This window comes from Zoogloea sp. GW822-FHT05C07 (assembly GCF_058800215.1).
This window is the reverse complement of record NZ_CM179510.1, coordinates 303252-315888: the sequence shown is the minus strand read 5'-3', so window position 1 is coordinate 315888 and position 12637 is coordinate 303252. Positions and strand designations below refer to the sequence as shown.

The 12637-nt window shown below is 61.6% G+C and carries 11 protein-coding genes; 7 read left to right on the top strand and 4 right to left on the bottom strand.

Annotation, left to right across the window (positions count from 1 at the left end; all coding sequences use genetic code 11):
- Positions 1–24 precede the first annotated feature (24 nt).
- Both AC3QL2_RS01510 and AC3QL2_RS01505 read left to right on the top strand, forming a co-directional pair.
- Positions 25–711, top strand: a complete 687-nt coding sequence (locus AC3QL2_RS01510; RefSeq protein ID WP_493234301.1) for an SDR family oxidoreductase — start codon at positions 25–27, stop codon at positions 709–711.
- 257 nt (positions 712–968) lie between these two features.
- The gene (locus AC3QL2_RS01505) at positions 969–2795 is read left to right on the top strand and encodes a pyrroloquinoline quinone-dependent dehydrogenase (RefSeq protein ID WP_493234300.1); all 1827 of its coding nucleotides are present in this window, start codon (positions 969–971) and stop codon (positions 2793–2795) included.
- 43 nt (positions 2796–2838) lie between these two features.
- Here AC3QL2_RS01505 and AC3QL2_RS01500 read toward each other — a convergent pair whose 3' ends face one another.
- Together AC3QL2_RS01500 and AC3QL2_RS01495 are read right to left on the bottom strand one after the other, a co-directional pair.
- Complete coding sequence (locus AC3QL2_RS01500; protein WP_493234299.1) at positions 2839–4452, bottom strand: phospholipase D-like domain-containing protein; 1614 nt, start codon at positions 4450–4452, stop codon at positions 2839–2841.
- A gap of 149 nt (positions 4453–4601) precedes the next feature.
- Positions 4602–5126, bottom strand: a complete 525-nt coding sequence (locus AC3QL2_RS01495; protein ID WP_493234298.1) for a Crp/Fnr family transcriptional regulator — start codon at positions 5124–5126, stop codon at positions 4602–4604.
- 252 nt (positions 5127–5378) lie between these two features.
- Between AC3QL2_RS01495 and AC3QL2_RS01490 the strand changes: the two genes are divergently transcribed.
- The 5 genes from AC3QL2_RS01490 (at position 5379) to AC3QL2_RS01470 (ending at position 9370) form a co-directional block, all read left to right on the top strand.
- Positions 5379–6164 carry a response regulator gene (locus AC3QL2_RS01490; protein WP_493234297.1) on the top strand — a complete coding sequence of 262 codons (786 nt, stop codon included), beginning with the start codon at positions 5379–5381 and terminating at the stop codon, positions 6162–6164.
- Between the two features lie 176 nt (positions 6165–6340).
- Entirely contained in the window at positions 6341–6946 is a 606-nt protein-coding gene (locus tag AC3QL2_RS01485) for a DUF1326 domain-containing protein (protein WP_493234296.1), read from the top strand.
- A complete protein-coding gene (locus AC3QL2_RS01480) occupies positions 6912–7724 on the top strand; it encodes a DUF2182 domain-containing protein (protein WP_493234295.1) in 813 nt (270 codons plus the stop codon). Before AC3QL2_RS01485 ends, AC3QL2_RS01480 begins: the two co-directional genes overlap by 35 nt.
- 138 nt (positions 7725–7862) lie before the next feature.
- Positions 7863–8273, top strand: a complete 411-nt coding sequence (locus AC3QL2_RS01475; RefSeq protein WP_493234294.1) for a hypothetical protein — start codon at positions 7863–7865, stop codon at positions 8271–8273.
- Between the two features lie 206 nt (positions 8274–8479).
- Positions 8480–9370: an AraC family transcriptional regulator gene (locus tag AC3QL2_RS01470; protein WP_493234293.1), complete on the top strand. Its 891-nt coding sequence runs from the start codon at positions 8480–8482 to the stop codon at positions 9368–9370.
- Positions 9371–9463: 93 nt separating this feature from the next.
- Here the strand turns inward: AC3QL2_RS01470 and AC3QL2_RS01465 are convergent, their stop codons facing one another.
- A complete protein-coding gene (locus AC3QL2_RS01465) occupies positions 9464–10522 on the bottom strand; it encodes an alpha/beta fold hydrolase (protein ID WP_493234292.1) in 1059 nt (352 codons plus the stop codon).
- 33 nt (positions 10523–10555) lie between these two features.
- Entirely contained in the window at positions 10556–12205 is a 1650-nt protein-coding gene (locus AC3QL2_RS01460) for a flavin-containing monooxygenase (protein ID WP_493234291.1), read from the bottom strand.
- Between the last annotated feature and the right edge of the window lie 432 nt (positions 12206–12637).

The following is a 12637-nucleotide window of genomic DNA, read 5'->3' as shown; positions in this document are numbered from 1 at the left end:
GCAAATACTTTGACAGGTGGGAGCATGCCAGATCAACTCAATCTACTAGGCAAGCGGGTACTGATTACCCACTCCGATACCTTCATGGGACCGACGCTATGCGAAGTGTTCGCAGAACATGGTGCCACGGTAATACCAAGTACTGCTACCTTGATCGGTGAGGATGAACCTGCCGCAATCTTTGCTGCTGCTGGCCATGTGGATATTCTTGTCGCCAATTTATCGATTCCGGCGCCAAACACCCCGGCTATTGAGGCCTCTGAAGAGGAGTGGAGGGCGACGTTTGCAGCGTTGGTGGATCCGCTTCCCCGACTCTTTCGCGTTGCCCTGCCACCCATGATCGAGCGGCAAGCAGGAAAAATACTGGTCATGGGAAGCGCATCTGCTCTGCGGGGTATGAGGCGTGCATCCACCTATAGTGCTGCCAGAGGTGCGCAGCTTGCCTATGTGCAGTCAGTAGGCGCCGAGATGGCCGCACACAACATCCAGATCAACGCCATTGCCCAAAACTTCGTAGACAACCCAACCTATTTTCCTGCTGACGTGCAATCCAACCCGCGTTTTCAGGAACGACTCAAGAGAGAGGTTCCGCTCGGTCGTCTGGTCTCTGCAAGGGAGGATGCAGAGTTCGCCGCCTATCTTTGCAGTGCACAGGCCAATTGTTTCGTGGGGCAGGTATTCCCTGTCTGTGGTGGTTGGGTGCAACGATAATCTCATTTCCGCTTCCATGCGCCGGAACACGTTGGCGGCGTCGCCGCTGTCTGGGCAATTTGCCCGATGAAGAGGGAGGGATTTCCACGCTCCCCGGTTTGGGCCTGGCGGACAGCTATTGACTCTCTAGAATCGAGTTCGAGCGATGTTGAGCTCATTCAAATAACCTGGAGTCACAGCATGTCCGCTTCCTTGTACTTCGGCCGCCTCCTGAGGATGCGGGCGGTAATTCCGAAATGGCTGGAGACTCCGCTCCCATGAGCCGGAAATCCACACGTGGCGTCCTGCCCGTAAATGGCTTTCGGGTATTGCGGGCACTTTGCCTCGTGGTGCTCTATGCCGCGTCCCCTTTGTTGCGAGCGCAAACCAGCGAGGAATTGCTCGGTGCTGCGGGTAAGGACGCCGACTGGCTCACCTATGGCCACGGGTATGCAAATCAACGCTATTCGGGATTGACCCAGATCCATCGCGGCAACGTATCTCGTCTGGTGCCGAAATGGATATACCAGACCGGGGTCGACGGCACGTTTCAAACCAACCCCATCGTCTTTGACGGGACGGTGTATCTGACGACGCCCCGCAATCACATCGTGGCGCTGGATGGCGCCACGGGTGAGGTGCGTTGGAAATACACGCACAAGATGGCGACGGACGTTCTGTGCTGCGGCTCCCATAGCCGCGGCCTGGCGGCAGGCTACGGGCGGCTTTATGAGATCACCGCCGACGGGCGGTTGATCGCGGTCGACCGCAACAGCGGCAAGCTGGTTTGGGATGTGCCGGTGGTGGATCCCGCTACCGGTGCCGCGGATGCTCCACGGCAAGTCCAGAAGATGGGTGATCTGCCCAAAGAAGAAACGTCGCAGTGGTCGCGCTTTGCGGGGAACATGGCGCCTCTTGTCTATGACGGGCTGGTCATCGTTGGCACCACCGGGGCCGGATACTCCAATGTTTTCGGGGATGAGGATGACACGGCGAGAGCGGCCTTTGGCCGGTCCGGCCCGCGCAGCGGAATGCGCGCTTTCATCTCGGCCTACGAGGCCGATTCGGGGCGTCTTGTCTGGCGCTGGTACTCGACCAAGGACCATGGCTGGGAGGGGAGTTTTGTCAGCCAGACGTCGATGGGCGATGCGCTGGATCGGGATCTGGATGCCGAACGTGCGAATGCGGAGAAGTTTCGCGATGCCTGGAAACGGGGAGGCGGTTCCATCAGTTCCTCGCCGGCGCTCGATCCGGCGCTGGGCTTGCTCTACTTCGGCACGGGTAACGCCGCGCCCTACGCCGACTTGTACCGACCCGGCGACAATCTCTATACCTCATCACTGGTTGCGCTGGATGTGCGGACTGGCCAACTGCGCTGGTTCCATCAGGTGACGCCGCACGACGTGTGGGGCTACGACCTGGCCTCGTCGCCGATGCTCATTGATGTTCCGACGAGCGAAGGGAAAGTACCCGGCATCGCTTTGGTGACCAAATCGGGCTGGATGTATTTTTTCAACCGGATCACGGGGGAGGTCATCCGGCGTTCGGACGGGTTTGTGCCACAGACCAGCCTCTTCAAGCGTGCAAAGGATGCTCAGGGGGTGCTTGCCGTGCCGGGTGAGGCGGGCGGTGCGAACTGGCCTCCGATTGCTTTCAGTGGCGAGACGGGGTGGGCGTATGTCGGCGGCAGCCATTATCCAAGCCGCTTCACGCTGGAGCTCGACGAGAAGGGCAATAAGGTCAACGTGCTCAGCTTTCCAAAGGACGTGGAGACCTACGGGACGCTCAGTGCAATCGATCCGGCGACCGGCAAGCTCGCATGGCAGGAACGCATCAGCCGGCCATTCTCCGGCGGCGTGACGACCACCGCCGGCGGCCTGGTGTTCATGGGGGAAGCGGATGGGCACTTCACGGCGCGCGATTCCCGGACCGGCAAACTGTTGTGGCGCTTCCAGACAGGCGCCGGCGTTAATGCACCGCCTGTCGTCTATGAACGCAATGGAAGGGAATATCTCGTCGTTGCGGCTGGCGGGAACAAGCTGTTCAACATTGCGTCGGGTAATGCAGTGATCGCGTTCGGGCTGCCCGAAGAGAGTTGCGAGTGACGTTCTAGACGCGGTCGTGGGGTGAAGGTCGGGTACTCGGGACTTATAGTTCCCGATCAATTGGCAGCAAGGACAGGAAGGTGGCCTTGATGCGCTGCCACGCATTTCTGGCGGGTTCGACGGTGTAGTCGACGCTCATCTTGTTTTCCTCCGTGTGCCAGACGAGGTTTGGGTTTCCATTGTCGTAAGGGGGCGGGCGCAAGCTCACCGTATAGGCATTGGCGGGTTGCGTCATTGCTTCAAAGCGGGCAACAACCTGTTGGGCCAGCGCGGGGCTGTCGATGATCAGGCCAATTTCAGTATTGAGATGCATGGACCGTTGATCAAAGTTCATCGAGCCAATGAACAAGCGTTGTCGGTCGAACACGAACAACTTCGCGTGCAGGGAGTAATTGCCAAGTCGTGCCATGGCTGCAGTTTGGCCAGTGCCTTTTGCGTTGCCGGGACGCGCGCGTATTTCGTAAAGCTGGACGCCACTTGCCAGCAACGGTACGCGATAGGCCATGTAGCCAGCCTGTGCCAGCAGCACGGATGATGATTCCAGTGAGTTGGTGAGGATGCGAATGCTCACGCCGCGTTTGCGCAGTGTGTTGAACAAGCGCATGCCCTCGTGTCCGGGTATCAGGTACGGCGTGACCATCAGCAGTTCCGAATCCACTGCAGCCACTTCGTCGGCAACGGCTCGCTGCATCAGGCGGCCGACCATGGCTCCGCTTTCCACGCGCTTCTTGTCGGGGCTGTCGTAGATCACCCGGGCGGGTGCCCAGATCAATGGCAGGCGGCCGGAAAGGATTCCGCCAAAGGGCTCGCCGGTGGCGACGCGATTTGCATAGCCCGTGCTGGCGGATGACGGCGGGCGACGTTGTTCCCGCATGGCCTGACGCCGCTCACGCAAGCTGCGCTCAGGTGCTGCTTCCGGGGACAGGGCGGCCATCGGGATTGCGAGGGGACTCTTCCAGAACTCGTCGAAGGTGGTAGAGAGTTTGCTGGAGATTGGGCCGGCGACAAATACGTCGTCGTCGGCAAACTGGGTGTCTGGATCGATCTGAAAATACTGATCACCAATATTGCGCCCGCCGAGCAGGGCAATGGCGTTGTCGACGACCAGCAGCTTGTTGTGCATCCGATAGTCAAGCCGGGAGGCGTTGAACATGAATTCGAGCCCACGTAAGGACTGGATGCTGCCGCGGTAGGCGAATGGGTTGAAGAGCCGGATCTGGATGGAGGGATGTTCTTCCAGTGCAGCAATCTGCTCGTCGCCGGCCTCTGTTTCACCATCGTCGATCAGGATGCGCACCCGCACGCCGCGATCTGCCGCGCGAAGGACCGCATCGGTCAGCAGTCGGCCGGTTTCATCCCCCCGAAAAATGAAGTACTGCAGATCAAGCGTGCGTTCCGCCGCGTTGATCATCTGCATTCGGACCAGAAAACCATCGGCACCAACCGGAATGATGCGGAACCCGGAGTCTCCGTCATGTTGGCGTGCGGCAATGGAAAACTGCCTCCCCAGGCGGGTTTCCTCCGGATGAGGCAGCGCGGATGAAACGTCGCGCGGGAAGTCCGAACCCGGTGGTAGTGTCGTACACCCCGCCAGCAGAACGATGATGACGGTAAGCAGGGATGGGAAAAGGCGTGCTGCCCGGCAAGCACTCTTCATGACTGGATGGGGATCGGTCGTGATGGTCTAAGCGCGGGATTTGACTCTATGCCGCCATCCGTTGAACTGTTGCAATACACCGCACGGGCATCGGTCTGCCTTCGGACCAAAGCACTGTCGTCGCTGCCAGCGGTGCTGGCGGCCGACGGCTAGATGCCTGTTCTCGTTATAGCTGAAGGAAACGTATTCGCAGGCCGCGTCTCTGGGTACAGGGCTGCCGACTGCAGCCGCTTGGCGAGGACCCGCATAACGAACGCTGCGAACTCCGGGGTGTCCCGGATGATCGCGTAGAAGGCCTGCTCGGTGATCTCGATGAACTCGCAGCTGGTCCGGGCCGTCACCGTCACCGTGCGCGGTCCGGGAGTAAGCAGGCTGGCTTCGCCGATGAGGGTGCCGGGGAGGAGAACTTCGACGAGATGTTCATCGGCGCTCACTTCGGCGCGCCCGTCGATCAGCAGATACATCGAATTGCCCCAGGCTCCTTCGCGGAAGAGGGATCGTCCGTTGGCGATCCGGAACGAGGGGTAGGCCCTGGAGAAGCGCATGAGCTCGATGGGGCTGAGGCATACGCTGTCCCGCGAGTAGGGAACGGCTAACGGCAGCGGATCTTCGGCCTGCTCACGTCCAAGAGCGGGCGCCTGGCTGCCGGGTTTCAGTAGGCTCAAGATCCACATAGCTCAAGCCTAGAACTTTTGTGTGACAGTTTTGCTTCAGGGCGTTGGCTGCGTAAGCGGAAAGGCCGCCAACCCTTGGGGATGCGCTTCTTGATCCGGCTCAAGCCCACCGGGCGCTTCAAGAGGAAAATATGAGCATTGTCGATAGGTAATCGCGGACGACGTGTTCAACCCGTTTGGTTCTGGCAGATATCGGTACGTAGATGTCATGGGGCTGCGGGATTGTCGTTCAGTGGGGGTAGGCCTGCCAGGATGTCAGTCGGTCTGAAAGGATGTTCGTTCATCGTTGCCGATACCAATTCGCAGACGCGGTCGGTATTGGCGACGATGGTGGCCCATGAGGGCGCGCATGTGCTGGCGACCCCGCGCACGTCGACGGAAGCGCTTGCGAGTGTCGGGCGTCTTCAGCCCGATATCGCGATATTCGATCTGCGCCTCCTGGCGTCGTCGATGCCCGATGCTCTTCGTGCCGTGATTGCCGACAATCCGGAGACTGCGGTTGTAGTGATGGGCATGGACAATGAAAGGGCGGTGGCAAGGGATGCGATGGACTGCGGTGCGCTCGGCTACATACGCAAGCCCTTGAATGAAGCCAACGTACTGACTGCACTCCTTCAGGTGAGGGCCATCATGGCGTGCCGGAAAGGCCTGCAGGCTGTGCCACGGCGCGAGGGGGCGCAGCACCGTGCCGTCATCGTCGACCGGGATGCGCTGGCGCGGGGCCTCTTGCGCGTCATCCTTGAAGACAACGGCTTCGAGGTGGTGGATGAAGCGGGCTCCGGCTTCGAAGGGCTGATGGCCGTTGAGCGCCACGAGGCCGACTTCGTTTGTCTGGCCGTCGATCTGCCGGAGATCGACGGCTTGAATACCGTGGCCTGCCTGCGCGCGGTTCACCCCGATCTACCCGTCCTCATGGTGACGGCCCGGGCCGACCGGGAAACGGTCAGCGCGGCCATCCGCAGCGGCGTTCAGGATTACGTCATCAAACCCTTCGATGCGGAGCGGGTGATTGCCTCGATCAGGAAGCTCGTGGCCTGACGCATCGGTCAATCTCTTCTGACGTCGAAAAGCGTTGCTTGTGGCTTCCTGAGAGCGCCGGGGAAAGGAATTGACGCACTAGATCAGTCAACTATTCTGATACTAAGGGAGTCGTACCGGGGATATAGAAGAGCAGATGAGCCCGACCCGGTTGTCGACGTGAAGGAGGAGCCGCAATGTCTTCTTCTACCTGGCAGGTCAGCGGAACCTATTTTGAGGCCTGCACTTGCACCTCCATGTGTCCCTGCGTCTTATTGGAGGCGCCGACCGACGACGATTGCACGGCGGCTATCGCATGGCACATCGACTCGGGCACTTACAACGGCATTTCCCTGGATGGCTTCAATGCCGCCCTGTTGGCCTATGCGCCTGGCCATATGCTGAAAACCCGCTGGAAGGTCGCGTTGTATCTCGATGAGAAAGCGAGCGCCGCTCAGCAGGAAGCCATGGGGGCGATCTTCTCGGGACAGGCTGGCGGGCCGCTATCGGCCCTGGCGCCTCTCATCGGAGAGGTGATGGGGGTCAAATCGGTCCCGATCGAGTTCAAGGCCGATGGCAACAAGCGTGCCTTGCGCGTCGGCAGCGTGATCGCGATGGATATCGCAGCCGTGGAGGGGCAGGGCGGAAAGCCGGTGACGATAGAAAACGTGCCAATGACCCCGGTGCCCGGATTCCCTGCGGTACTGGCGAAGTCGGATAGCTTGAGCATCCACGACCACGGCATCGAACTGGATATCAGTGAGCGCAATGGCTTCTATTCTCCATTCGCCTACCAACCGTGAGTCCGGCTCCGAGCCGCTGCAGCATGGGAGCCGCGCGACCGTCTGGCTCTTGATCGGCGCGATGACGGTCGCCGCGTGGGTTTACCTCGTCGCCATGACGTGGGGCATGAGCAACATGGATGTCTCCGCCGACTGGCTGCTGATGCCAAGGATGGTGGGTTGGGGCGCGGATGACCTGGCGATGGTCTTCCTGATGTGGACGGTGATGATGGCGGGGATGATGCTGCCATCGGTTCTGCCGTTGTTGCTCATGCTGCGCCGCATCGATCAGGCCGCAGCGGATGGCCGGCGCACGTGGCTGTGGACGTTCCGTTTCGTTGCTGGCTATCTGGCTGTGTGGACTGTCTTTTCTCTTGTGGCCACGCTGGCGCAGTGGGGTTTGCTGGAGTGGCGTCTGGTTTCACCGATGATGGAGAGTTCGAGCACCGCATTCAGCGGCATCCTGCTGATTCTTGCTGGCGTCTACCAGTTCAGCCCGCTGAAGAATGCCTGTCTGCACCAGTGCCGTTCTCCGCTCGGATTCCTGTTGACGCACAAGATCGAAAACAGGTTTCTGTTGGGATGGCGGCACGGCAGCTACTGCGCAGGCTGTTGCTGGATGATCATGGTGCTGTTGTTCGTATTCGGTGTGATGAATCTGGTGTGGATTTTTGTGCTGACAGCAGCGGTCTTTCTCGAAAAATTCTGGCGTAACGCCCAGTGGTTCCCTTATGCGATGGGGACGGCATTCATCCTTCTCGGCGTCACGCTGTTGTTAGGCGGACCTGCTATTTGGTAGCCCGCTGATCCGGTTGCGCCGGCTCGTCGTCTACCCATTGTCGGCGGGGTTACGGGCTTTGCCTCCTTGGCTTCGTCACACACGCATCATGGCCGCGTACTACGCTGATAGCTCGATCCCATTCTCAAGGAGCTGAGCATGAGTCTTTTTGACAAAGCCAAGGAATTGGCCCAGAACCTGACCGACAAGGTCTCGGATGCCGGAACCGCCATCGCCCACGGCGCGGAAGAATTGGCCTCCAATGTGAATGCCGAGGCGAAGGAAGTCGCAGAAGCCGCGTCGAAGCGTATCGAATCCCTTTCCGATGCCGCCAAGGAACTGGCTGACGATGCGCTGGAGGCCGGCAAGTCCGCCGTGTCGTCAGCCGCCGAACTCGCTGGCTCCGTGGCCGACCGCGCCAAGGCGGCCGGCCAGCAGGTTGTCGATGCGTCGAGCGAACTGGTGAGCAATGCGCGGCAACGGGTGCTGGGGGCGGACGAGGACAAGGCGGAGCCGGAATCGGAGTCCGCCGAGGACAAGGAGCCGGGGCACAAGGATGCTTCGGTCTGAGTTGTTGTAGGTCTTGGCCGCGCTGCTGTGGTGACAGTGGCGCGGCTTGTGTGCGTCCGTGTCGACTTGGACGAGTGGCGTCCGTTCCCTTTCTATATCCTTATCGCCAAAGCAGTTTTCTTGATCTGTCCGTGGACATATCCTAGAGGTGTATTAAGCGAGGCGCGTTGGCGCGCCTCTTTTTCCCTCCTTTCAACGCGTCCGCCATGGGTTCCTTGATCTCTCCGCAAGACTTGCCGACCTGGGTGCCGGGGCGGGTGTTGTCGGCCAGCGATGGGCTGGGGTGGAAGGACGTCGGTCATCGGTCCTATCTGTATACCGGGCTCGATGTGGCGATTCCGCCGATGGACCATTTCATGGTGGTCCGTTACCAAACCGGGCAGACGCCGATGGATCGGCGGGTGGAGGGGCGGTGGACGCGGCGGCAGTGTGCGCCGGGGGAGTTTTCCCTGCTGACCCGTTCGGAGGCGTCCCACTGGCATTGGACCGAGTGCATAGAGGTGTCCCACACCTATCTGTCGGACGCGCTGATGCAGCGGGTGGCGGCGGACATCACCGAGCGGGCGGTGGCGGACATCCGGCTGCACGATGTGTTGCAGGCGCGGGACCCGGTGGTGATGGGCATCGTCGATGCGATCACCGCGGAGGCGGAGCGGAAGGGCTTTGGCGGCAGCCTGTACGTGGAGGCGTTGTCGATCCAGCTGGCGGTGCATCTGTTCCGCCATTACGCGTGCATCCAGTTTCGTGACGAGGTGCCGGCGGGGCCGTTGTCGCCGGCGCGTATGCGGCGCTTGAACGAGTTTCTGGATTCCCACTTGCAGGACAGCATTTCCATCGAGCAGATGGCGGCGACGCTGGGCTTGGGGGTGTGGACCTTCTCGAAGCATTTCCGCGCGACGACGGGGGCTTCGCCTTACGACTACGTGACGCGGCGGCGTCTGGAGCGGGCGGTGCAACTGCTGACGGCGGGGGAACTGGCGATCAAGGAGGTGGCCTTGGATTGCGGTTTCTCCGATCAGGCCCACCTGACGAGGGTGATGCGGGCACGGATGGGTACGACGCCGGCGCGCATGCGCAAAGAGGGCGGCGGCGCATAAAAAAGGGGCGCAACGGCAATGCCGATGCGCCCGAAAGGCGCGTCCTGAAGAGAGGGGCGCCTGCACTTGCAGCCGGTCAGGGCCGCCTGGGCATCACCTTCCGGAGGTGATCGGTTGCGCCAGCAGTTCCTTCAGATGGCCATCCACTTCAGCAATGCAGTTGGCGTCGGTGCCGAACAGGGCGAGGTGGCCGTCGATGCTGTTGAGCGGCCGGAACTCGCTGTTGGGGACGAGCTGTTGCTCGGCCAGACAGTCGGTGGGCGGGAAGAACATGTCGTGGCTGATCGGCATCACGAAGGTTTTGGCCGTGATGCGGCCGAGCGCTTCGGCGAGGTTGCCGCCGGTGTGGCGGCTCACGTCGCCGCGCTGCCACTTCCAGGCCATGCACAGCAGGTTGTTCGGGTCCATCGGGCCGAAGTAGCCGTTCATGAACAGCTCGATGAAGCTCTGCATGGAATCAAAGCCGAGTACCCGGTGGCGGCCACAGCGGAAGAACTCAGTGCTCCAGCCCATCACCGTCCATAGCTTGGCGTGCCGCTGCAGGCCGGCGGCCACGTCGGCAGGCGACGCGTAGCTGCCGTCGCGAAAGCCGGGATCGGTGGTGATGGCTTCCATCAGCGTGTCGGCAAACACGAAGTCATGCTCGGTGTTGCGCGCCGTGCCGGCAATCGGCGCGGCGCGGTCAACCATCTCCGGGTAGCGTACCGCCCATTCGTAGGTCTGCTGGGCGCCCATCGAGCCGCCGACCACCAGCGCCAGCCGCTCGATGCCGAAATGCTGGACGAGCAGCCGGTGCTGGGCACGCACGTCGTCGCCGATGCGCACGCGGGGGAAGCGCGGCCCGGCGATGTCGGCCGGCGCGTTGCTGGGCGACAGGGACAGGCCGTTGCCGATCTGATTGACGACGATGATGAAGTAGCGCTCGGGGTCGAGGGCGTGACCGGGGCCGATGTAGACCTGCTCCATGATCTTGCTGGTGCCGGAATACCAGGTCGGCACCAGGATGGCGTTGTCCCGCGCTTCGTTGAGGCGGCCGTGGGTGGCCACGGCCAGCGTGCAGTCTTCGAGCACGCCGCCTTCTTCGAGTTCGAGGCGGCCGATGTCGATCAGCTTGAAGGGGCCGTGGTTTTCCTGGGTGTAGTAGGTGTTCATGGTCTTGTCTCCTCCTGGGGTCGATGGCTTGGCTCAGCGCATGGCGAAGCCGGGGTAGCCCTGGCTGGCGAGGTCGTCGCACTGGCGGTTGTAGTGGCCGACGCCGCCGATGTAGGAGATCAGTCGGCGCGGCTTGCCTTCGACGTTGGAGCCCATGTACCAGGAGTCGGTCTTGACGACGAGGGTGGCGGCGGCCGTCTCGTCGTGGTGCTGCACCCAGGCGTCTTCGAAGTCCTGGGTGGCCTCGATGACCTGTTTGCCGTTCTTGCGGGCGTAGGCGATGCAGTCGGTGATCCAGTCCACCTGTTGCTGCAGGCAGGTCGTCATGTTGCACAGGGCGGCGGAGGGGGCGAGGGGTGCGCCGGTGGTGAACAGGTTGGGGTAGCCGTGCACCTGCAGGCCCATGGAGCTGCGGATCTCCTGGCTCCATTGGTCCTTGAGGGAGCGCCCGCCACGGCCGCGGATGTCGATACGGCTCAGGGCGCCGGAACCGGCGTCGAAGCCGAGGGCCAGGATGATCACGTCTACCTCATGCACGGTGCCGTCGGCGGTCTGGATGCCTTCGGGGACGATGCGCTCGATGGGCGCCTTGCGGCAATCGATGCCTTCCACGTTGGGCTGCAGGTAGACCTCCAGGTACTTGTTCTCCAGCGGCACGCGGTGGGTGCCGAAGCCGTAGTCCTGCGGGATCAGCAGGTCGCACAGGTCGGCGCGGTGCTGCAGGCGGTCGCGCATCTTGGCGCGCACGAACTTCGATACTTCCTCGCTGACGGCTTCGTCGAAGAACATTTCGGGGAAGGAGGCCAGCCACAGGGCCAGGGAGCCGTCGTTCCAGTTGCGCTCAAGGATGGCGGTGCGTTCCTCGGGCGTCTTTTCGTCCCAGGGGCCGGCGTCGAAGTCGTAGTCGAAGCCGGCGAAAGTGGTGCGCACGCGTTGCTTGGTTTCATGGAAGCGCTCGCCCCATTTCTGCCAGTCCTGCTCCGAGTATTTGGGGTTCTGCATCGGGATGATGTACTGGGGCGTGCGCACGAAGACCTTCATCGAGCCGACTTCCGGCGCGATGGTCTGGATCACCTGGATGCCGGTGGCGCCGGTGCCGACCACGGCGACGCGCTTGCCCTTCAGATCCACGGGCTCCTTCGGCCACAGGCCGGTGATGAGCACTTCGCCCTTGAAGCTGGATTGGCCCGGGAAGCGGTCGATGATGGGGGCCGACAGCATGCCGCAGCAGGCGAGCAGGTACTGGGCGGTTACCGTTGCGCCGTCGGCGGTGGTGATGCGCCACAGGTCCTCGGCCTCGTCGAAATGGGCCGAGGCGATGCGGGTGCCAAACTGGATGTCCTTCTTCAGGTCGAGCTTGTCGGCCACGTAATTGAGCCAGCGCTCGGTCTCCGGCTGCGCGGGGAAGCGCTCGGACGGCTGCCAGGATTTGTACAGCTCTTCGGAGAACCAGTACTGGTAGATCTCGGCCTGGGAATCGAAGCGGGCGCCGGGGTAGCGGTTCCAGTACCAGGTGCCGCCGACGCCGCTGCCGGTTTCATAGGCGCGCACCTTCAGGCCCATCTCGCGCAGGCGATGCAACTGGTACAGGCCGGCGACGCCGGCGCCGATCACCAGCGCGTCGAGATGTTCGGTTTGGGGCTGCTGGGTGGCAGGGTTCTGCGGGATGTATTGCGTGCTCATTTTTGTCTCCGTTGCCTCGTTGTTGTGGAAATGGCCACCGGCCGGTTTCCGGCGCAGGTGGCGACACGTGCTGCCGTGCCTGGGGCGTGGTTGCGGTCGTGTCGAAGACAAATCTATGAGCGCTGGGCCAGAGGGCTCTTGTCGATCCTTGGCGAAATTTTGAACAAAACGGGAAAGGCGCCAATCGGCGCTGGGCGAGCTCGGTTTGCGGCGGGAGGGATCGGGTCCCGGAGGCGCCGGAACGTAGTGCGGTCTCGAAGGTACGGCGCGCCAACTGGGCGGCTTCGCAGTGGATCTATTTCGATTTGAAGCGGAATAAGGGTAATGGATTTGTTTTTCTTTTAATCCTATTTCCCTTTTGAATGCACCAGTGTTGAGTATTGGCGTCTATTCATGAACCAAGTTGGTGCGAATTGCCATATATATGGCGTT